The organism is Pectobacterium punjabense (genome assembly GCF_012427845.1).
Classification (GTDB): Bacteria; Pseudomonadota; Gammaproteobacteria; order Enterobacterales; family Enterobacteriaceae; genus Pectobacterium; species Pectobacterium punjabense.
The window spans coordinates 3,066,683-3,085,460 of the sequence record NZ_CP038498.1; the positions used below are offsets into that span (position 1 = coordinate 3,066,683).

Consider the following 18,778-nt stretch of genomic DNA (forward strand, 5'->3'; position numbering starts at 1 on the left):
ATGAAAAAATCGATCTTCCTGTCAGAAAAAATGTCGCTGTGGCACTGGCTGTGCTTTCGCATCATTTCTCTACTGTGCGCTGCCCTGTTCATCATCGCCACCCTGATGTGGCTACGCTTTGCCGCCTACAATATCTATGTCGAACAACACATGCCCGACGACGTGCGGGTTGAGTTCCAACAGTTAAGCAAACAGGAAGATTACGGTAATCCTCGCTATCAACAGATTATCTATCAGTATTACGGCTCGAATTTCTTTGTACCCGATATTGCCAACAGCGACTGGCTGGTGCTGGCGATTATGGTGCTTATCGCCTTGCCCACCATGGTAGTTGTGCTTCTATGGCGGGCGCGGCCGCTGTCACAGCAATTTTCCAATATCGCCAGCGCCGCCCGCGACGTCGCTCAGGGAAATTTCGATGCTCGCACGCAGCTTGTCGAGCAGGCACCGATGGAGCTGATTACGCTGGCGGACGACTTTAACAATATGACCGCGCAGTTGGAGCGCTACGAACGGGAACTGCGCGAATCCAGCGCGGCGTTAGCGCACGAACTGCGTACGCCGCTAAACGCAGCAATGGGGCGCGTTCAGGGCATGCTTGATGACGTCTTCCCGCGTGATAAATTGCAGCTGACGATGGTCATCAAACAGCTCGAACAGCTCAATCACGTGATTCAGGATCTGCACTTCCTTTCACTCGCCAGAGCCGGACAACTGCAACTGGTCAAAACACCGCTGTATTTCGACGAGATCGTCACTGAACGGCTTACCTGGTATCGACCTCAGCTAGAGCAGGCTGGGTTTCAGACCCATGTGCATATCGAACAACATGACTTCTGTATTGCCGACCGCGAACGATTGGGGCAGGTGTTCTCCATTCTGATCGAAAACGCCTTAAGCTACGCCAGCGATGGCCGCTATCTGGCGATTGAGGTACGTGAAATTGCCGTTCGTGAAATGGCGGTGCGTGAAAACGTGCCATGCTGGCAAATTACGGTTTCTGACCACGGACCGGGAATTGAGGCAGAATCGCTTCCCCTGCTTTTTGACCGCTTCTGGCGCGCCGAACATTCACGCGGGAGACATTCCGGCGGCAGCGGGCTTGGGCTGTCTATCGCCTCAGCCATTATCACCGCACATGGCGGCGCCATTTATGCAGATCTCAACAATGACGGTGGACTTGTCATCATCATGACGCTGCCTCGTAGTACCTGAAAAACGGTACCTGAAAGAACGGTGCATGATGAGTAATTGCTAATAGTTAAAAAGCATAGCGAAATTATTGCTATGCCCAGCCGCAGGGGGAAAACACGGAAAATAGCGGCCATATTCATCAGCTACCTGATGAGATAAACAGAACAACCCCAGACGCCGCGCCCTACCACGAGGCAGACCACGCGCCAGCGTGATTTCTCTCTCAATGAATCGTTATATTTATCTGGAATGAGATAAGGCGAAAAGAACTAATTTCGCTATAAGTATTTCGCTACTCTGCATGAGCGAAATATATCGCCTCGATTAAAACTCAATCACCAAGGTAATTATAATGAAACGTTCACTTCACCAGGTATTCATGGCGATCTCGCTGATTAGCGCTTCCTTTTTCAGCCAGGCCGCCGACACACAAACCTCGACATGGCAACACATCAAACAGACCGGTGAGTTACGCATCGGCGTGGCACAGGGCGAGCCCTGGTATTTTAAAAATCCGTCGACCGGCGAATGGGACGGCATCGGCTATAACATCGGTAAAGAGCTGGCAAACGATCTGGGGGTCAAGCTGGTGACGGTGGAAACCACCTGGGGCAATGCCATCGCCGCCTTACAGACTGGTCAGATCGATACCATGCTGGTGCTCGATCCGACGGAAGAGCGGAAAAAAGCGGTCGATTTCCCTGAGCAGCCTTTCTTTTGGTATGCGCAAGGGGTGTTGATTCGCGACGGTATTGCCGTCACCAACTGGGACGACCTCAATCGTGAAGATGTTAAAATCGGCGTCACGCTGGGTTCCAGCCCAGACCTGATTCTGACCAAACGTCTGCCAAAAGCACAGCTAGTGCGTTTCCCGAATATGGACGAAGGCGTAGCTGCATTCTATGCTGGCCGTGTCGATGCGCTGTCGTATTTCCATCCCGCTCTAGCGCTGCAACAGGCTAAAGTCGGCAAAGGCAATTTGATTCTGCCGAAGCCGATTATTGAAGTCAGTACCAGCGGCGCAATCCGTAAAGAAACCGACCAAACCTTCCACAATTTCCTGAATGACCAGTTTGCCAAGCTGTATAAATCCGGTAAGACGCAGCACTACTATGAACAGGCTCTCAAACTGCGCGGTGTGGACGTCAGCAAAGTGCCGTCAGTCATTAAAGAAGACTGGAAATAAGCGGGATTCGGATAACAGAATTGTCCTGAACGGATTCAGGACGTCTGCATCAGCGGGGTCAGCAGCGCGGCGACATCCTGACATTGCTCCAGTTCGGATAACGCCGCCGTTGCCTCCGCAACCGTTGTTGGGGCAAGTCGGGACGAAAGATTCTCCGCAAATTTCGCCATGATGCGACTTTCCGTTAGCGGGTGTTCTGCGCAGCCCAGCGGAAACGCAATGCGTTCACCTGCCACAACGTTTCCCCTCATGACAACATCAACCTGCAATACCGGGCGGCGCGCCTGTGCCATAAGCTGGTCAAGCTCGGGAGACACCTCAACGTGAACCTTATCTGCCAGCGCCAAAAGCGTGGGATTGGTTAACGTATCGTCCGCACTCCAGCGGTGGCGCGGAATGCGGTAGGCAAGACAGGCCAGCGCAAACGGTAGGCTGAACTGCGCATCCGTTTCATTTTGCGGCCGCCTATCCATAAAGTCAGCGGCTAGCCTCTGGCTGCCTTTAACGAGAATAACGTCGATGTCCTGCGGTGCCAGCGCCCGTTCGTGCTGTACACATTCGAAGGATTCCAGTGCAGTATGTGTCCAGCGACAGGCAGGATACGCTTTGAAACTGGCGTGCTGGAGCGCCCACTGCTCGCCCAGCCCAGTCAGTAATAGCGACTCATCAAAACGATCTGACCCCATCATGCGCCAGAACCCCTGCTCGCCGGGCAGCACATCTCTTGGGCCGATCATTCCTGCATGATGCAGTTCAACGCCACGGACACCCGCCTCAGCGGCTGGTGCGTTGTAATCCTTAAAGGAAACCAGCGGTCGCTGCTGCCAGTTATATTTGTGCAAGCTGGGCAACGGCGTCAACGACGCCGCCAATCCGATAGCGTTCTCTAATCCTTCGGCATCACACCCCGTCAGCAACCCGTAAGCCACCGCTGCACCTACCGATTCGTGCTGGCACACGCCATAAACCTGCTGAAAACGCGCCGGACTCGGTTGCTGAGACTGAATGATCCGACCATTGATTTCATACGCCGCAGCCAGCGCACAGATTAGCGTTTCGCCGTCGATCGAGCGCGTACCGACGGCCGCCAATGCGGCGGCAACCAGCGAGGCGCCGGGGTGCCCCATGCCGCGACCGGCAACTTCATATCCGTCGTCGTAATCCAGCGCATTGATCGCCGTCGCATTCAAAAACGCGGCACCAATAGCCGCCAGCGGCGCACCACCGTCCAAGATTGGACTGTTGCCAGCAGCATAGTGCAGGCGGGTGACGCGTGCGCAATTCTGCACCACCCGACAGCTCGCCCCGGCAATGCCGCAGCCCAGACTATCGATAAAATGCAGCACGATCTTTCTTCTTAATACGGTGGGGATATCCTGAATCGTCAATCGATGAACAAAGGTCGCGAGTCGCAACGTCAGAGGGAGTTCAGCAGCGTGAGGCATCGGCATACCGCCATTCTTTTATAAATAAAAGGAATATTAACACCACGTTTTATTATTTATTTATCATTTTTTCGACCTGCTAAGATGCATCGGTTCTAACAAAATAAGAAATGTATTTCCTAATTACGTTGTTTCCAGGGGCGCTATTTTATGTCTTATCAGTGGGATTTTTCCGCCATCTGGCCTTACCACCAACTGCTGTTGGAGGGGCTATGGGGAACGATAAAGATCGGTGCCACCAGCATCCTGATCGGGATGGTGGCAGGTATGGTACTTGCCGCGATGAAAATGTCGCCTCGATGGTTATTGCGCCTGCCCGCCGTAGTGCTGATTGGCTTCTATCGCAATACGCCAGCGATTGTGCATTTCTTCTGGATTTACTACGCCCTGCCCGTCATTACGCCGTTAACGTTTTCACCTTTCACTGCCGCCGTGATCGCGCTGTCCGCACAGTCTGGTGCCTTCTATGCAGAGGTCTATCGGGGAGCGATTTCCTCGATTCACGCGGGACAGTGGGAAGGGGCAAAAGCGCTCGGTATGCCAAAATCAACCGCGCTACGTCGGGTCATTCTTCCTCAGGCGTTACGCCGGATGATCCCCCCCTTTATTGAGCGTTCATTTGAACTCATCAAATCCACGTCGCTGGCATCATCACTGGCCTACAGCGAACTGCTTTATCAGGCGATGCAGATCAACAGCCAAACCTACCGACCGCTGGAAGTCTACAGTCTGGTGGCGGTGATGTATTTCACCCTGCTGCTGCTGATTAGCCTGTTCAGTCAACATATTGAGAAACGGCTGTCGCTGGCAGATCGTCGGCTCGCGTAAGGAACATCATGCACTATCAATGGGATTTCTCGCTGGTCTGGGACAACATTCCGGTGTTGCTGAAAGGCCTTGGCGTCACGCTCGAGCTGTGGCTGCTGGCCGGTGTGATGGGAACCATACTCGGGCTGACTTTCGGTATTTTTCGCGTATTTGGAAAATGCTGGCTGTCATTACCTGCCAGAATCTTCGTCGAAATATTCCGTAATACGCCCGTCCTGATTCAGTTGATCTGGTTTTATTACGCCTTTCCGGTTCTGGTCGGCATACAGTTCAGCACCTTCGCCGCCGCGGCGCTGGCGCTGACGCTGTATAGCGCCGCGTACTGCACCGAAATTTTCCGCGCCGGGCTGCAATCCATCGACCACGGACAGTGGGAAGGCGCGAAAGCGTTGGGGATGCGGCACACCGTAGTCTTGCGGCGGGTCGTTCTGCCTCAGGTACTGCGCAACATGCTGCCAGCCTTGACCAACCGGATGATCGAACTGGCCAAAGTGACCTCACTGGCTTCCATACTGGCCGTCAACGAACTGATGTACCAAGGACGGTTGCTGAGCAGTACCTATTATCGTCCACTGGAAATCCTGACGGTGGTGGCGCTGCTCTATTTTGTTTTGATCTGGCCGGGGAGTTACCTTGCCGCACGACTTGAACGTCGTTTCCGTTCAACCCCTTAGCCTGACGGTGAAACAGGTTTTTTATGAGTGACACTATTACCTTGAATGAAAACAGTACGTTGAATGAAGATATCGCTCTGCGTATCCGCGGACTCCAGAAGCACTTCGGTGCCGTTGAGGTACTAAAAGGCATCGATTTGGATGTACGACGCGGCGAAAAAATTGCCATTATCGGCGGCAGCGGTTCGGGAAAAAGCACCCTGTTACGCTGCCTAAACTTCATGGAGATACCCAGCGCGGGCACCATCGAACTGGATGGCGTCGTGCTGGGAAAAACCAATGCACAAGGCCAGCGCGACTATCCGGAAAAGCAGCTTTGCGCCGTGCGGGAACGCGTAGGAATGGTGTTTCAGCAGTTCAACCTGTTTCCCCATATGACCGTGCTGGAAAACGTGCGTGAAGCGCTGGTGTCGGTGAAGAAAATGCCGCGATATGAAGCAGATATCATCGCCAAAACCCAGTTGGAAAAGGTCGGGCTAGGTAACAAGCAACAAGCTCGCCCTGCCAATCTGTCCGGTGGGCAGCAACAGCGCGTAGCGATTGCCCGTGCGCTGGCGATGTCGCCAGAGATTATGCTGTTCGATGAGCCAACATCGTCACTGGACCCGGAACTGGTAGGCGAAGTGCTGCACACCATCCATGCGTTAGCAGAGGAAGGGCGTACCCTCCTGTTGGTCACCCATGAGCTGGGGTTTGCCTATCACTTCGCCAACCGCGTCGTGTTTATCGAAAATGGCGTGATCCATGAAATGGGTAGCGCCGAGCAGGTACTCAAAAATCCACAGCAGCCGCGTACACAGGCTTTTCTTGCCCGCTTTGCCGAGCGAGCTTTTTAATTCAGGGACAGCATAATGCAACCTACATTATCCAACCAAAGCAGTCAGGCCTATTTGCAAGATCCGCGTAACAACGACGTACAGGTATATGTAAATGGAGAATTTGTTCATCGTGATAACGCGGTGGTATCGATCTTTGATTCCGGCTATGTGTGCGGCGACGGCGTATGGGAAGGTTTGCGCTTGGTTAACGGCCGCCTGATTGCGTTGGACGCCCATCTGGATCGCCTGTTCGAGGGTGCGGCGGCGATCCAACTGGATATCGGCCATAGCCGGGACGCGCTGACCGATATTCTCTATAAAACATTGGCAGTCAATGGGATGACCGATGGCGCACATCTTCGCCTAATGATTACCCGAGGGAAAAAGCAGACCCCGAATCAAGATCCTCGCTTTATTCTCGGCGGCGCAACCATCGTGTGCGTGGCAGAGTACAAGGTCGTCGATACGGCGGCGAAAAAACGCGGGCTGACGTTGTTTACTTCTACCTACCGCACCAGTACACCGGACGTCTTCGATCTGCGACTCAATTCGCACAGCCGCCTTAACCTTATTCAGGCACTGCTACAAGCGTTGCAGGCAGGAGCCGATGAAGCACTGATGCTGGACCCATACGGTTTTGTCGCCAGTTGCAACTCAACCAACTTTTTTATCGTCCGTCGCGGTGAACTGTGGACGTCATCGGGGCGTTACTGCTTTAACGGTATTACTCGCCAGACCCTTATCAATCTTGCTCACGCCAACGGACTCACGGTCAAGACTCAGGATTTTACGCTGGCAGAAGCGCTCACCGCCGATGAAGCCTTTGTGACTGGCACGCTGGCAGGCATCACCCCGGTAAAAGCGCTGGATGGCCACCTGTTTAGCGCCGAACATCGCCCGGTTACCGAACAACTCAGCCGCTGGTATGAGGCGTATCTACACGCGCAGTGATTGAGACGTATCGTCATGATAGCCATGACGATGCCGCTAAAGTCAGTGCTGCATAAGGAATGTATTGGCTCAGACTTAATCTGACCGTGTTGTGTATTAGAATGCGATTAAGTCTGATAGCCCACAACGAATTGATTCAACGAAATATTAACCGTTAGAAACATTTCATGTAACCTATGCGCTCTTTTTCAAAGGAGCAGGTCAGGGAATGAAAGTCGTAAAGTTACTGTTTGGCATCCTACTACTGAATATGGTCATAGGGGTCAGTACGGCTATCGCCGCCCCGGATGACACCCCACCTCCTTTTTATGCAGGAAAAACGCTGGCACATCCGATCATTTCGGGCGCACGCGACAGCAGCGCCCTGCTGGTTTTCATTCAGGAAAACCAGGTGGTCAAAGGCTATTATTGCTTCTGTAGCGAAGAGGATCACAGTGTCGATCACCTTCCCCACCTGCTCGGTACCTTCCCCGATTCCACCATCGAGTCCGTGTTTTATGCCGACGTGGATAAGGCGGGTCAAATCACGCTGGTGTTAAGTAAAAGCCACGGCAAGTTCGCCCTGCGCAGTTGGCGTTACATTGAAGACGGCAGCTATATTCCGGTACTGAGTTTACAGCCGGTTCTGGACAAGCTGGTTCACGAGAATAAGGATCTCAATGCAACGTCGATAAAACGCGCCCTCGCCAAGCTTCCACCTTATGACTACAGCGCGCAGTACCCTACGTTCGATAATCACGATTTCGATAACATCGACTTTACTCAGGGCGACGTTGTCGGCTGGTATCTTGACGATGGCACACCGTCTCATGCTGCGAAACAGCCAGCAGACAACGTCTACGCCTATAAAAAAACCTTCGCGGAAAAAGACGGTTTATTTCTTACCGTAACCTTCCGTCGCGTGGAAGACAGCGCAACACCCGGATTTCGCGCGACAGCCATCAGTTGGCAAGCTGACCCAGCTAAATTCAGCGGCAGCGAGAATGGGCCTTATATCTATTACTCGCCGCAATATGGCTTAGTAAAAGGTTTTTTCCTACATGGCGTTCCTGACGGAAAATGGACCACCGTCGGCGAGAACTTCGCTAGTTCAGGTAGCTATATAGCGGGACAACAGCAAGGCCAGTGGATCATCAGCGATGAGCAAGAAACGGCAACGGGATTGATGAAAAACGGTGAGCGCGAAGGCCGTTGGGAGATAACCGACGGCGTGGGTGGCATAACACCAGAGCTGAGTGGCTTCGATACTTACCTCAATGGCCAACGTCATGGCCCCAGCGAGCGCCGTCTGGCGGGCGTGCTGCGCTCGAAGGGCGATTATGTTGATGACCAACCTGAAAGCAGGTGGATCACCGAAAACGGCGAAGGCCCGTTTGTGAAAGGCGTGGCTAACGGGATGTGGAAGCTAAAGACGGCTGACGGCGAAATCCAGCAGGTCGAACTGATCGCTGGCATAAAGCAGGGAGAACTACGCTGGAGTGATAAGCAAGGTCGCCTGACACAACTCATTCATTATAAAGATAATCTTCCTCACGGTGTGTATCAGAAGTTTAACGCGGCCGGAAAAATGGTTTATCAGGCTGACTATGTCATGGGCAAACTGGAGGGTCGTGAAATTGAATATTATGACGATGGCACCACTCTGCGCGCCGATCGTGGTTACCGCAATGGCGAACTCGACGGCCTGTATCGCTATAATTTCCCTGACGGAAAACCGCAGTCCATATCGACCTACGATCGCGGTGATGAAGTTGGGCTAATGCAGGAATTCACCGCTGCTGGTGTCAAAATTACCGAGCGTAATTACTGCCCTCTGTCGATGAGCGGTCGCGGCTACTGCGGCAAACAGCAAACTTTCAACCCTGACGGCACGCCGCTCACCGAAGCCGATTATCTGTTTAATCACCAGCAAACCAATAATACCTGGTATGCCAACGGCCAACGTCAGGATGAAACGCGTATCGGCACCGATGACAGCTACACCCAAATCAGCTATTACCCTAACGGCCAGATGCAATGCATTAGCCGCGCGCAGGGTTTCAAACCGTTGGTGGTCGATGGTAAAGAGTACAAAGATTATCAGGGCGCGCTGCGCCAGGGCGAAAGCGCCTGTTATTACCCCGATGGCAAAGTCAAAAGCAGCGGAATCTGGAAAGATGGCAGGCTGACCGCAAAATGTGAAACCCGTTTTGATGAGAATGGAAAACAGACCGCCCCTGGTCCTAACGGCTGTGTGATTCCGAAATGGGAATATGAGCGCTGATCTTTATGGATAAACGGCTATGAACACCTATATTCTTCTTGGCTTGGCCATCGTTGCTGAAGTGATTGGTACAACGATGATGAAATACTCTGAAGGGTTTAGCCGCTTATGGCCCTCCGTGGGGACAATCTCTTGCTACGCCGCCGCGTTCTATCTGCTTGCGCAGACACTGGCACACATTCCTACCGGGGTAGCGTATGCCATCTGGTCAGGTGCGGGAATTGTGCTGATCAGTTTGCTCGGCTGGTTGGTCAGCGGACAGAAGCTGGATCTGCCGGCCATACTGGGGATGGTGCTGATTTGCGCAGGTGTGCTGGTGATTAATATCTTTTCGAAAGTGGCACCGCATTGAGTGAAGTTATGTGGTAGTTCAGAGGTATTGTTCAGCAGCCTCTCAGATTTAAGATCCCGCTAGGGATTGTGTGGACTGAGTGAAAGAAAACCTTTTGTTGGGAAAAATGATGATGCATACCCTAAATAATTCGAGTTGCGTGAAGGCGGCAACCGAGCGAATCCCCAGGAGCTTACACAAGTAAGTGACTGAGGTGAGTAAGGGCGGCCAACGCACAAGCAGCTTGAAGTATGACGGGTATATACATCTATCGATAGGAATAGAGTTATGCGTTCTACTTATTGTGCGATCAATTAATTGAGTTCACCTCTCATCAACATTGTGGCTGATTGGCTATTATTCTGAAAATACAGGATTACATTTGAGACACAGGCCAAAAATGTTAAATCGCGACGCGTGATATTATGTTTGACATTAGCGGAGAATATCTTACGACACTCTCCGCTAATTTTAACACGAACGGAGTTAGACACCCTTCTTGACCACCTTGCCAAAGCATACCGAAATAGGGTTATGGTTTATTAGCGCTGATTTATGGGGATCTCTCAGCGCCAAGGCGGGTCTTTAACGACATAACGTTAATTATTTCTTAGGGACAAGTCTTGCAATTATATAAACATCGTTTTTAGAACGAACACTTATAATTTTATAACCTGAACCTAATTTTTCAGCTTTTGTGCATATGATATTTTCCGCTTCATCAAGGGTTGAAGCTGTAGCAGTAATACTTTCTGCGAAAACCGAAAAAGGCAACATTAGGATGACAGTAAAAGTCAGAACTAACTTTTTCATACATATTATCTCTTTAATTAAATTTCATCACGCAAAGGCGAAGTATTATGCGTCTACAAACAGAACTTGTCCGGTAATGAAGCCATCAACGGAGCGTTCAAAAGCTTTACCAACAAGCGCACTCGGAACCGGCTGGAAACCAGGCATCATTTCGCCGTAAACATCCCATGCTTCCTCAAGTACGGTCGGGTTCACTACGTTAATACGCACACCGCGTGGTAGTTCATGAGCTACGCATTTTACGAACGTATCAATTGCACCACTGGTAGTGGCATCAGCGATAGCCATCGGGATCGGCTTAACATTCAGGATGCCAGAAATCAGTGTAAAGGAGCCTTTGTCATTAATGTAATCCAGACCAACTTTAACCAGATTAATCTGCCCCATCATTTTACTCTGGATAGTGGTTTCCCATTGTTCTTCGGTCATGTCGGTAAAGTCGGCATATTCGCAGTAACCAACAGTGTTCACCACGGCATCAAACTTACCGATTTTTTCAAACAAGGCTTTTAGGGATACGGTACTGGTAATATCCACCTGGTGATCACAACCTTCACCAGAACGGCTGGCCGTAATCACTTCGTGGTTTTTAAGACCGCTCAATGCTGCCTGGCCCATTTTGCCTTGTGCACCAATCAGGATAACTTTTTTCATTGCGTTCACTCTTCAAGGGTTGTTGGAAACGAGTGAAATCTTATGACCCAAGTGATACAATGTATATATGTTATCAATTGTATGAGATACAACTAAATGATTGATGGTCTCGATATCAAGCACATGCGAATGTTCATGTTGTTGACGCAGGAGAAAAACGTTTCAAAAGTCGCGCTGAAAACAGATATGTCCCAACAGGCGGTGAGCGCATATTTAAAACGGCTACGGAGCTTCTTCCCGGTTGAGATTTTCTTACGCAAAAACGCGGGCTTACAGCCTACTGATTACGCTATAGATTTGGCTGATAAGATTGGAGATATTCTTCATGCGTTTGACAGTATTTCAGGTGAAGTGGAATTCCTCCCACAAAACTATAACAAAGCTATTAATATCATGGCGAATGAATATGCCCAGCTAACTATACTGCCAGCCTGGTTCCAATCCCTTCGCATGGAGGTTCCGAACCTCCATTTTGAAGTCAGTGACTTCAATTCAAAGAATCATGCTAATGCTCTAGCTGGCGGTGATGTTGATATGGTCATTGGTTTTTCCGATCATATTGATGATGGACTGATACAAAAGAAATTACTCACAGAACATTACAGTTGCGTCGTTCGGCAGTCTTCCTTGCTTAATAAACCCAACGATATTAGCTCGCTACCCGCTGTCAGATTTTCGACAGGGCCAGGTAATATTGAAGACATTGTGGACAAATGCTTTGAAGAGGCTGGTATCGGAAATAATATCCTCGCAACATTACCTTGTTACACGACATTGCCCGCATTTATGGCGATTAATGATGTGGTGGCCTTTATACCTTCTGCAATTGCTAAAAATCCAATATTCAGAATCATTCCCCATGGAAATAATCCTGAAAAATTCGATATATCATGTTCATGGCATAGAAAGAGCCAAGGGAATCCGTTAAGAAAGTGGCTTACTCAAAAACTTGAAGTCCACCTTAAAAAAATTTCCAGTCAACAGGAAGGCATATCGATTAAATATCTTTCTGCTGATTCGTAAACCGATGGTGATAGACCCACCTAATGTGGGCCCGGCACGAAGCGAGGTTCTAGTTTTCAAACTGTTCCGACTGAATCCGCAACAAACAAAGTGCTGAGGGTGCCAACGATTGGGCACCCTCAGTCGGACATACATCAATGTCACAAAGATACTGATCGGTGATTAATAACGTTCCAGCCAGTGAGCGTACGGCGTTGGCAGCGTCCACGAGGCGCGTTCAATGCCCAGTTCGCGTGCGGCCTGATAGCTCCAGTGCGGGTTCGCCAAATGCGCTTTTCCTACCATCACCAGATCCAACTGCCCCGATGCCACCGCGTGTTCAGCCAGTTCCGGCGTCCCGAAGCCCCAGGCAGAGGACACAGGAAGATCGGCCTGCTCACGCACCTGTTGAGCAATCGGTCCCATAAAGGCCGGAGCCCACGGAATAGTCGCTTCCGGCGTAGAGAAACCGATGCTGACGCTCAGCATATCCAACCCAGCAGCTTTGAAACGGCGCGTCAGTTCGATGGATTCTTGCAGCGTTTCTTCATCACGGCCGTCAAATTCAATCACGCCGAAACGGGCGGTCAGCGGCAGATGCTGTGGCCAAACGTCGCGAACGGCAGCCAGCGTTTCCAGCAGGAAACGGCTACGGTTGCCAAAACTGCCGCCGTACCGATCGTCACGTTTGTTAGAGTGAACAGAGAAGAAACTCTGTGCCAGATAGCCGTGAGCAAAGTGCAGCTCCAGCCATTCAAACCCAGCATCCAGCGCACGGCGAGCGGCAGCGACAAAGTCATCACGAACGCGAGCGATATCTTCCAGCGTCATTTCCTGCGGCTGCTTGGGCAAATTCGCACCGAAAGGCACTGCGGAAGGGGCAATCGTCTGCCAACCGCGCGAATCACCCACGGGGATATGGTCATCACCTTCCCAAGGTACGTTGGCACTGGCTTTACGTCCGGCGTGCGCAATCTGAATACCCGGTACAGAGCCTGCATCTTTAATGGATTTGGCGACTTTGGCAAACGCTTGTGCCTGCTCATCATTCCAAATTCCAGTGCAGCGCGGGGAAATACGGCCTTCGGGAGCCACCGCCGTCGCTTCCACGATAACCAACCCCGCTCCACCGCGTGCCAGCGAGGCATAATGCACCTGATGCCATTCGTTGATCAGGCCATCGTCCGCGGAATAGGTACACATGGGTGGAACGGCAATGCGGTTGCGTAGCGTGATGTCTTTCAGTTTGAAGGGTTGAAACAGTGCGGACATAACATTTCCTACCTTGTCTGGTTACTTCGATATTTCGATATTAATCGAACAATGGATTTTAGACAACCCTACCGCTATAATTCACCCATGAGACCTTTTAAGCACCCCTCTCCTGAAGAATTTACTCTTGAGCGCGTCCTGTATGCCTTGAGCGATCCGTTGCGTCTGGCGATTGTGCGCTGTTTATCCGTACAAGAAGAGGCGACGTGTAGCGAACTCGATGGCGGTCGCCCAAAATCCAGCGTGTCACACCATTTTCGCGTGTTACGCGATTCAGGCCTGCTGCATACCAGCAACAGCGGCACCACACACATCAACCGACTGCGCCGCAGCGAAATGCAACAGCGCTTCCCCGGCCTGCTCGACGCCATTCTGTCTCAACCTATAGAGTAAATTCTTTCCGTTACTCCACATTTTCTGCTATTCCAAAATTGATGCTTTGCTTTGCATTTCTATGAATATAGCGGCCGCCACTTTTCCATTATTCTGATGCTGATACGGGTTTTACAAGGCAGGATCAGAATCGGATGGATTACTACATTGGCATTGATATCGGGACCTCCAAGGTCAAATCGGTGTTATTCGATGCCGATTTCAACGAGCTTCAGATTGCGTCAGCCAACACTTTGATTAAAGTCGATTTTCCAGCACCGTTTTCCCCGATCAGGCCAAGAATTTCTCCTGGCCGAACCGTTAGCGATACGTTATCCAGTGCGGAGATTCCTGCAAACTGCTTGCTGATGTGCGTCATTGCCAGACCGCCGCCGGATGGCGGCGGAGTAGAATCATATCCCGCCATAGACTTATTTCAGTTCGCCATAGCCAAGCTGCTTATACACCGCTTTGGCTTCTGCCTCCCCTTTGATCGGCAGCACCGGAACAAACGTCTGCGGCAGCAGCGTGGTGCCTGCAAAATAGCGTGCGACGTTTTTCGCCGATGTTGTACCAATCAGGCGCGGCTGCTGCGCGACGTTGGCAACAAACGGGCTGCCTTTCTCCGCCATAATTTCCAGCGTTTCTGGCCCGGCATCAATCGCCGTCACTTTCACATCCTTGTCACGTCCGGTTTCTTCCAGTGCCTGCACCACGCCGATGGCGGGCTGATCCCAGCAGGCAACATGAATGGCATCCAGCGTGCCTTTCGGATGTTGACTCAGCAACTCAAGGGTTTTCTTGCGCGCATCTTCCGGTGAGTTGGAATATTGTTCGGCCAGCTCAGGCTGAATAATTTTAATCCCCGGATAATCTTGCAGGACGTATTTCCACAAATCATAGCGGATGCCGCAAATTCTCAGCGCGTTGGAGAACGCGTTGAAAACGGCAATATTGCCTTTTCCGCCCAGAGAGTCCGCCGTGTAGCGACCAATCGTCGATCCAATCGCGTAGTTATCCGACGTGGTGTTATTGATGGAGTAAGACGATACGTGATCGACGGTGAAAACCGGAATTTTCGCATCACGCAGCGCTTTAAATTTTGGTTCTACTGCGCTGTCGCCGAGAATACTGATCACCGCATCGACCTTACGCGCCAGCAGGATGTCGTGATTATTGGCATGCACCTGATTATCCCGTCCGCCATCCACCCCAACAACCTGCCCTCCGAGTTTCTCAATCTCCTCCGTTGCGCCTTTGTAAGCCTCACGATCCCAAAAATGCTGTGTCCCCACCACGGCAACACCGATGGTTTTTCCCTTCAGCGACAGTGTCTCTTCTGCCGCCTGAGCCGAGGCCATGACCCCCGCTACCAGCACGCATGCGGCAAGACGAGAAAAGCGTGTGTTCATTATTTTCATCCCGATTTTTATAAAATTATTAGCAGTGAAAGAGATTAGCAACGGGAAAAGTTAAATCGAAATAACAAAAATGATAATGGCTAGTGATTAAATGGAAATAGCTTTGTTTAGCTGGTGTTATTATTTTTACTCATTGAATTTTAAGAAATAAGTTATAAAAAAAGCATCTTGCTTTTTATCCCTATAAAAGGAATGGTTAAGGTTCTTCTATATTCAAGGGAAAGCAGACATGACAACACTCGCGATTTACCACCGTCCGCACATTACACAGCCTACTCAGCAGCTCACCGCGTTTAATGACATTGCTGCACTGCTTGCCAGCGCCGGAATCCAATTAGAACACTGGCAGACAGAAGCGCCTCCGCTCGGTGCCAGCAGCGAAACCATTTTGGCGCAGTATCATGCCGATATTGAGCGGCTTAAGCAGCAAGAAGGCTACACCTCCGCCGACGTGATCAGCCTGACGCCAGACCATACAGAAAGAAAGGCGCTACGAGAAAAATTCCTTCAGGAACATACCCATAGCGAAGATGAAGTGCGATTTTTTGTCCGTGGCAGCGGTGCGTTCTTCGTGCCGATTGGCGAGCAGGTTTTCCAACTGACCTGTGAAGCAGGCGATCTCTTACGCGTCCCCGCTAACACGCCGCACTGGTTTGACTGTGGTGAATTTCCTGATTTTGTCGCGATCCGTATTTTTACCAATCCAGAAGGCTGGGTTGGGCACTTTACCGGACGGGAGACGTTTCACTAAGCAGCGAAACCCCCTTCCACCATCAGGTTGCCTCGTGGCTCAGATCAGGAAAAACCGGGACACGCCACCGCAGTATGGTCCCCGGTTAGCGAACTGACGCCACAGCATGCCCCAGCGTATGCATCAGACGGTTTGCCCAACCAAAAATAGCGGCAGAATGAATTAAGTCGACGATATCTGCCCGGCTAAACCCACGTTCACGCAACGCCTGAATATGCCGCGCTTCCAGTGCAATAGGGGTTTGCGATAACGCCCGGCAAAAATCCACCAGTGCTTGCGTGTTGTCGTCAAAAACAGCCCCGACACCCTGTGTATAAATCGTGCTCACGACGTCGTTACGACCAGAGAGCGCTTCATAACGCCGAGCGTGCACCGAGCCACAATACGCGCAGCCATTGACGGCCGAGGCAACCAACGCTCCCAGTTCTCGTTCGGCGCGCCCTAATCCTCCTTCACTGTACATAATGGCATTGAACAGCGTTGTGCGGGCGACATAAGATTCTGGATCGTGTACCAGCGTTCTCACATACGGTGAAACGTTGCTCTGGGACGGTGTGACCTGCATTGCCGCGAGCTGTTTTGGCGACGCCTCCGCAAGCGCGACAGGTTCAAGATACGGAAACCACGTTAACGGCCTGATGTTAATTTTAACGCCGGTGCTGCTCATAATAACGCTTCCAACTGTGCCAGCCCGCTAATTACCCGGGCCTCAAAATTAATAAACGCAATCAATTCAGACAACGCCACAATCTGTGCAGGCGTCAGCCCCGCATCGCTAAGCTGCTCGATATCGTCACGACGACTTTGTGAAGGGAAGACCGTCACACGGTCACAATGGTGGGCGATGGCCTGGAGACACGCCGAGTCGCCCTGCAAAAACGCCTCTCCCTGCGCGATTCGCTGGTGCAACGCATCAGGGTTATAGGTGCAAAGCCGCTGCTGATAATGCGCTGCCTGCGCGTGATTGCCGACTACGCGAGCCATACGCACCGCTAGCGCGGTACGTAAAACGGCAGAAAGGTGCAAATTATCATCAGGGTGTAATACGCTCTCCCGACACTGCTCAACGCCAGCAACATACTCAGGACGCAAGCGGCGAACAGCGAACGTCTCGCCGCGCGAATCCAGATTTGCCAAATGATCTACCGTATCAATGACCGGATCGTTCATAACAACAGTCTTCCTTAAGAGAGAAATTCGTACCAACACGGGAGCCACAGTGCCTTTCCCTGAGCATCCCGCGTCGTGCCATCCGTCCCCAGATGGCGGGCGAAAAAATACGGGGTCTATTTAACGGGCGCCATATCAAAGGCGCGCACCCAGTCGTCACCGCGTTTATCCCAATGCACCGCTTTTGCCACGCCGTAGGTGCTAGGCTGGGCATAGAGGAAAATCGCGGGGGCGTCATCACACATGATTTGCGTCGCTTTTTTATACTCGGCAAGCCGTACGGCAGGATCGAGGCTGGCACGCCCTTTATCCAATGCCTGACCGAAGGCTGTGTTATTCCAATAGGCATAATTATTACCGGGGGCAAAGAGCGTGAGCAGACCATCGGCATCCAGCGTCGGCCAGGCTTGTGCCAGCAAAGAGGTTTGTGCCAGGTCGTGAGTCTTGAGATATTTGTTCATGTAGTTACTAAACTCCATCTCATTGATGGACACACGCAGCCCCAGCTCCGTCAGCTGTGCAGCCACAACCTGTGCCACTTCATTACCTTGTAAATAGGTCGCGGTAGGCACATCCAGCGCAATCGGTTTAGACAGGTCGGCACCCGATTTTTTCAACAGCTCACGGGCTTTTTCCGGATCGTAGGCATACGCCTGCAAATCCGGGTTGTAGCCAAAGTAAGCGGGCGTCAGCACCTGACATTGTGAAACGGCGGCCTGACCGTTAAACAACGCCGTCGAGATCCCTTCCTTATCAATGGCGTAATTTAACGCCTGCCGCACCGCTTTATTATCTAACGGTGCTTTCTCTGTGTTGAACTTAATCATGACGCTGCGCATGGAAGGCAGCGAACCGGCTTCGGCTTTCCCACTCTTATTCACCCGCTCCACTTCAGAGGTGGGAATCGCCGTAATCAGCGAGACTTCCCCTGCTAACAGGGCGGCAATACGGCTAGCAGGTTCGGGAATAATGCGGAAGATGACCGTATCAAATGCCGGTTTCTGGCCGAAGTAGGTAGCATTTTCTTTCAGCGTAATATGGTCGCCAGGAACATTCTCCACCAACGTGTAGCGGCCGCCGGACAAGGTTTCCGTTGCCGGATTGTGGCTACTGGCCCACTTTGGCGGTAACAGCAGGAACATGGAAATCTGATCGGCCAGGCTAGGGTATGGTGAGGCGGTGCTCACTTCCAGTTCGGTTGGTGAAATCACCTTCACGTCAGCCACCTGCGCGAACCATGCTTTAATACGGGCGTTAACCTTCGGATCGCGAACGCGATCCAGATTCCATTTAACCGCCTCGGCATCCAGCGGCTCACCATTGGCAAATTTAGCACCGGAAACCAGCGTAAAGCGCCAGGTCGTATCATTCACCGCCTTCCAGGACGTTGCCAGTTCAGGATGTAATTTACGGTCTGGACCGCGTAATAGCAGCGCAGGATAAATATGGCTCAGTACGCTCAGATCGCTCCCCACCGACGCCGTCATATGAGGATCAAAGGTGTTTACCGTGGTGTTTAATACAATGTTGGCGGTTTCTGCATAGGTAGATACCGAAGCCGTCAAAAGAGCAGTACCGATCGCAGAAGCCAGCAGCAACCGCGTTAATTTTTTAGTCATTTTTGCTCCATTCC

At 51.5% G+C, this 18,778-nt stretch carries 19 protein-coding genes and 3 pseudogenes; 13 read left to right on the top strand and 9 right to left on the bottom strand.

Annotated elements, in window-relative coordinates; all coding sequences use genetic code 11:
* Together E2566_RS13965 and E2566_RS13970 are read left to right on the top strand one after the other, a co-directional pair.
* A complete protein-coding gene (locus tag E2566_RS13965; protein ID WP_107168484.1) occupies window positions 1–1,215 on the top strand; it encodes a sensor histidine kinase in 1,215 nt (404 codons plus the stop codon).
* A 331-nt stretch (window positions 1,216–1,546) separates the two neighbouring features.
* Window positions 1,547–2,380 (top strand): transporter substrate-binding domain-containing protein, encoded by an 834-nt coding sequence (locus E2566_RS13970; RefSeq protein ID WP_107168483.1) that lies wholly within the window; start codon window positions 1,547–1,549, stop codon window positions 2,378–2,380.
* Between the two features lie 35 nt (window positions 2,381–2,415).
* Here the strand turns inward: E2566_RS13970 and E2566_RS13975 are convergent, their stop codons facing one another.
* The gene (locus E2566_RS13975) at window positions 2,416–3,825 is read right to left on the bottom strand and encodes an MmgE/PrpD family protein (protein ID WP_107168538.1); all 1,410 of its coding nucleotides are present in this window, start codon (window positions 3,823–3,825) and stop codon (window positions 2,416–2,418) included.
* A 150-nt stretch (window positions 3,826–3,975) separates the two neighbouring features.
* Between E2566_RS13975 and E2566_RS13980 the strand changes: the two genes are divergently transcribed.
* The 7 genes and pseudogenes from E2566_RS13980 to E2566_RS21875 all read left to right on the top strand — a co-directional run.
* Window positions 3,976–4,653, top strand: coding sequence for an amino acid ABC transporter permease (locus E2566_RS13980; RefSeq protein WP_107168482.1), 678 nt, complete (start codon window positions 3,976–3,978; stop codon window positions 4,651–4,653).
* Between the two features lie 8 nt (window positions 4,654–4,661).
* Window positions 4,662–5,327 (top strand): amino acid ABC transporter permease, encoded by a 666-nt coding sequence (locus E2566_RS13985; protein ID WP_107168481.1) that lies wholly within the window; start codon window positions 4,662–4,664, stop codon window positions 5,325–5,327.
* Window positions 5,328–5,350: 23 nt separating this feature from the next.
* Window positions 5,351–6,163, top strand: a complete 813-nt coding sequence (locus tag E2566_RS13990; RefSeq protein ID WP_107168480.1) for an amino acid ABC transporter ATP-binding protein — start codon at window positions 5,351–5,353, stop codon at window positions 6,161–6,163.
* Between the two features lie 15 nt (window positions 6,164–6,178).
* Window positions 6,179–7,096 (top strand): aminotransferase class IV, encoded by a 918-nt coding sequence (locus tag E2566_RS13995; protein WP_107168479.1) that lies wholly within the window; start codon window positions 6,179–6,181, stop codon window positions 7,094–7,096.
* A gap of 208 nt (window positions 7,097–7,304) precedes the next feature.
* Complete coding sequence (locus E2566_RS14000; protein ID WP_107168478.1) at window positions 7,305–9,359, top strand: toxin-antitoxin system YwqK family antitoxin; 2,055 nt, start codon at window positions 7,305–7,307, stop codon at window positions 9,357–9,359.
* Between the two features lie 19 nt (window positions 9,360–9,378).
* Window positions 9,379–9,711 (top strand): EmrE family multidrug efflux SMR transporter, encoded by a 333-nt coding sequence (locus E2566_RS14005; protein ID WP_107168477.1) that lies wholly within the window; start codon window positions 9,379–9,381, stop codon window positions 9,709–9,711.
* A 319-nt stretch (window positions 9,712–10,030) separates the two neighbouring features.
* Window positions 10,031–10,236: pseudogene (locus tag E2566_RS21875) on the top strand (IS4 family transposase); the annotation flags it as partial.
* 57 nt (window positions 10,237–10,293) lie between these two features.
* On the opposite strand, the gene E2566_RS14010 reads toward E2566_RS21875, so the two are convergent.
* Together E2566_RS14010 and E2566_RS14015 are read right to left on the bottom strand one after the other, a co-directional pair.
* Window positions 10,294–10,503, bottom strand: a complete 210-nt coding sequence (locus E2566_RS14010; protein ID WP_107168476.1) for a DUF1471 domain-containing protein — start codon at window positions 10,501–10,503, stop codon at window positions 10,294–10,296.
* A 45-nt stretch (window positions 10,504–10,548) separates the two neighbouring features.
* The gene (locus tag E2566_RS14015) at window positions 10,549–11,157 is read right to left on the bottom strand and encodes a short chain dehydrogenase (RefSeq protein ID WP_107168475.1); all 609 of its coding nucleotides are present in this window, start codon (window positions 11,155–11,157) and stop codon (window positions 10,549–10,551) included.
* A 96-nt stretch (window positions 11,158–11,253) separates the two neighbouring features.
* Here E2566_RS14015 and E2566_RS14020 point away from each other — a divergent pair, with 96 nt between their 5' ends.
* A complete protein-coding gene (locus tag E2566_RS14020) occupies window positions 11,254–12,180 on the top strand; it encodes a LysR family transcriptional regulator (RefSeq protein ID WP_107168474.1) in 927 nt (308 codons plus the stop codon).
* Window positions 12,181–12,342: 162 nt separating this feature from the next.
* Here E2566_RS14020 and E2566_RS14025 read toward each other — a convergent pair whose 3' ends face one another.
* The gene (locus E2566_RS14025; protein ID WP_107168473.1) at window positions 12,343–13,431 is read right to left on the bottom strand and encodes an NADH:flavin oxidoreductase/NADH oxidase; all 1,089 of its coding nucleotides are present in this window, start codon (window positions 13,429–13,431) and stop codon (window positions 12,343–12,345) included.
* An 87-nt stretch (window positions 13,432–13,518) separates the two neighbouring features.
* Here E2566_RS14025 and E2566_RS14030 point away from each other — a divergent pair, with 87 nt between their 5' ends.
* A complete protein-coding gene (locus tag E2566_RS14030; RefSeq protein WP_165800631.1) occupies window positions 13,519–13,824 on the top strand; it encodes an ArsR/SmtB family transcription factor in 306 nt (101 codons plus the stop codon).
* 134 nt (window positions 13,825–13,958) lie between these two features.
* Window positions 13,959–14,060: pseudogene (locus tag E2566_RS21880) on the top strand (FGGY family carbohydrate kinase); the annotation flags it as partial.
* On the opposite strand, the pseudogene E2566_RS14040 reads toward E2566_RS21880, so the two are convergent.
* Together E2566_RS14040 and E2566_RS14045 are read right to left on the bottom strand one after the other, a co-directional pair.
* A pseudogene (locus E2566_RS14040) lies at window positions 14,048–14,230 on the bottom strand (ATP-binding cassette domain-containing protein); the annotation flags it as partial. The pseudogenes E2566_RS21880 and E2566_RS14040 overlap by 13 nt on opposite strands.
* 4 nt (window positions 14,231–14,234) lie before the next feature.
* Window positions 14,235–15,164, bottom strand: coding sequence for a sugar ABC transporter substrate-binding protein (locus E2566_RS14045; protein WP_165800634.1), 930 nt, complete (start codon window positions 15,162–15,164; stop codon window positions 14,235–14,237).
* A 289-nt stretch (window positions 15,165–15,453) separates the two neighbouring features.
* On the opposite strand from E2566_RS14045, the gene E2566_RS14050 reads away from it, so the two are divergent.
* On the top strand, window positions 15,454–15,975 hold the full coding sequence (locus E2566_RS14050; RefSeq protein ID WP_107168470.1) for a 1,2-dihydroxy-3-keto-5-methylthiopentene dioxygenase: 522 nt from the start codon (window positions 15,454–15,456) through the stop codon (window positions 15,973–15,975).
* 85 nt (window positions 15,976–16,060) lie between these two features.
* On the opposite strand, the gene E2566_RS14055 is transcribed toward E2566_RS14050, so the two are convergent.
* The 3 genes from E2566_RS14055 to E2566_RS14065 all read right to left on the bottom strand — a co-directional run bounded on the left by E2566_RS14055 (window position 16,061) and on the right by E2566_RS14065 (window position 18,764).
* On the bottom strand, window positions 16,061–16,642 hold the full coding sequence (locus E2566_RS14055) for a peroxidase-related enzyme (protein ID WP_107168469.1): 582 nt from the start codon (window positions 16,640–16,642) through the stop codon (window positions 16,061–16,063).
* Complete coding sequence (locus E2566_RS14060) at window positions 16,639–17,145, bottom strand: CMD domain-containing protein (RefSeq protein ID WP_107168468.1); 507 nt, start codon at window positions 17,143–17,145, stop codon at window positions 16,639–16,641. Before E2566_RS14060 ends, E2566_RS14055 begins: the two co-directional genes overlap by 4 nt.
* Before the next feature lie 116 nt (window positions 17,146–17,261).
* Window positions 17,262–18,764, bottom strand: a complete 1,503-nt coding sequence (locus E2566_RS14065; protein ID WP_107168467.1) for an ABC transporter substrate-binding protein — start codon at window positions 18,762–18,764, stop codon at window positions 17,262–17,264.
* Window positions 18,765–18,778: the final 14 nt, after the last annotated feature.

What these genes read in the sequence shown, in the direction of transcription:
- E2566_RS13975 (WP_107168538.1), bottom strand. Translation starts at nt 3,825, where the DNA reads ATGCCTCACGCTGCTGAACTCCCTCTGACGTTGCGACTCGCGACCTTT.
- E2566_RS14065 (WP_107168467.1), bottom strand. Translation starts at nt 18,764, where the DNA reads ATGACTAAAAAATTAACGCGGTTGCTGCTGGCTTCTGCGATCGGTACT.
- E2566_RS14050 (WP_107168470.1), top strand. Translation starts at nt 15,454, where the DNA reads ATGACAACACTCGCGATTTACCACCGTCCGCACATTACACAGCCTACT.
- E2566_RS14005 (WP_107168477.1), top strand. Translation starts at nt 9,379, where the DNA reads ATGAACACCTATATTCTTCTTGGCTTGGCCATCGTTGCTGAAGTGATT.
- E2566_RS13990 (WP_107168480.1), top strand. Translation starts at nt 5,351, where the DNA reads ATGAGTGACACTATTACCTTGAATGAAAACAGTACGTTGAATGAAGAT.
- E2566_RS13985 (WP_107168481.1), top strand. Translation starts at nt 4,662, where the DNA reads ATGCACTATCAATGGGATTTCTCGCTGGTCTGGGACAACATTCCGGTG.
- E2566_RS14030 (WP_165800631.1), top strand. Translation starts at nt 13,519, where the DNA reads ATGAGACCTTTTAAGCACCCCTCTCCTGAAGAATTTACTCTTGAGCGC.
- E2566_RS14020 (WP_107168474.1), top strand. Translation starts at nt 11,254, where the DNA reads ATGATTGATGGTCTCGATATCAAGCACATGCGAATGTTCATGTTGTTG.
- E2566_RS13970 (WP_107168483.1), top strand. Translation starts at nt 1,547, where the DNA reads ATGAAACGTTCACTTCACCAGGTATTCATGGCGATCTCGCTGATTAGC.
- E2566_RS14015 (WP_107168475.1), bottom strand. Translation starts at nt 11,157, where the DNA reads ATGAAAAAAGTTATCCTGATTGGTGCACAAGGCAAAATGGGCCAGGCA.
- E2566_RS14000 (WP_107168478.1), top strand. Translation starts at nt 7,305, where the DNA reads ATGAAAGTCGTAAAGTTACTGTTTGGCATCCTACTACTGAATATGGTC.
- E2566_RS13995 (WP_107168479.1), top strand. Translation starts at nt 6,179, where the DNA reads ATGCAACCTACATTATCCAACCAAAGCAGTCAGGCCTATTTGCAAGAT.
- E2566_RS14025 (WP_107168473.1), bottom strand. Translation starts at nt 13,431, where the DNA reads ATGTCCGCACTGTTTCAACCCTTCAAACTGAAAGACATCACGCTACGC.
- E2566_RS14060 (WP_107168468.1), bottom strand. Translation starts at nt 17,145, where the DNA reads ATGAACGATCCGGTCATTGATACGGTAGATCATTTGGCAAATCTGGAT.
- E2566_RS13965 (WP_107168484.1), top strand. Translation starts at nt 1, where the DNA reads ATGAAAAAATCGATCTTCCTGTCAGAAAAAATGTCGCTGTGGCACTGG.
- E2566_RS14010 (WP_107168476.1), bottom strand. Translation starts at nt 10,503, where the DNA reads ATGAAAAAGTTAGTTCTGACTTTTACTGTCATCCTAATGTTGCCTTTT.
- E2566_RS13980 (WP_107168482.1), top strand. Translation starts at nt 3,976, where the DNA reads ATGTCTTATCAGTGGGATTTTTCCGCCATCTGGCCTTACCACCAACTG.
- E2566_RS14055 (WP_107168469.1), bottom strand. Translation starts at nt 16,642, where the DNA reads ATGAGCAGCACCGGCGTTAAAATTAACATCAGGCCGTTAACGTGGTTT.
- E2566_RS14045 (WP_165800634.1), bottom strand. Translation starts at nt 15,164, where the DNA reads ATGGCCTCGGCTCAGGCGGCAGAAGAGACACTGTCGCTGAAGGGAAAA.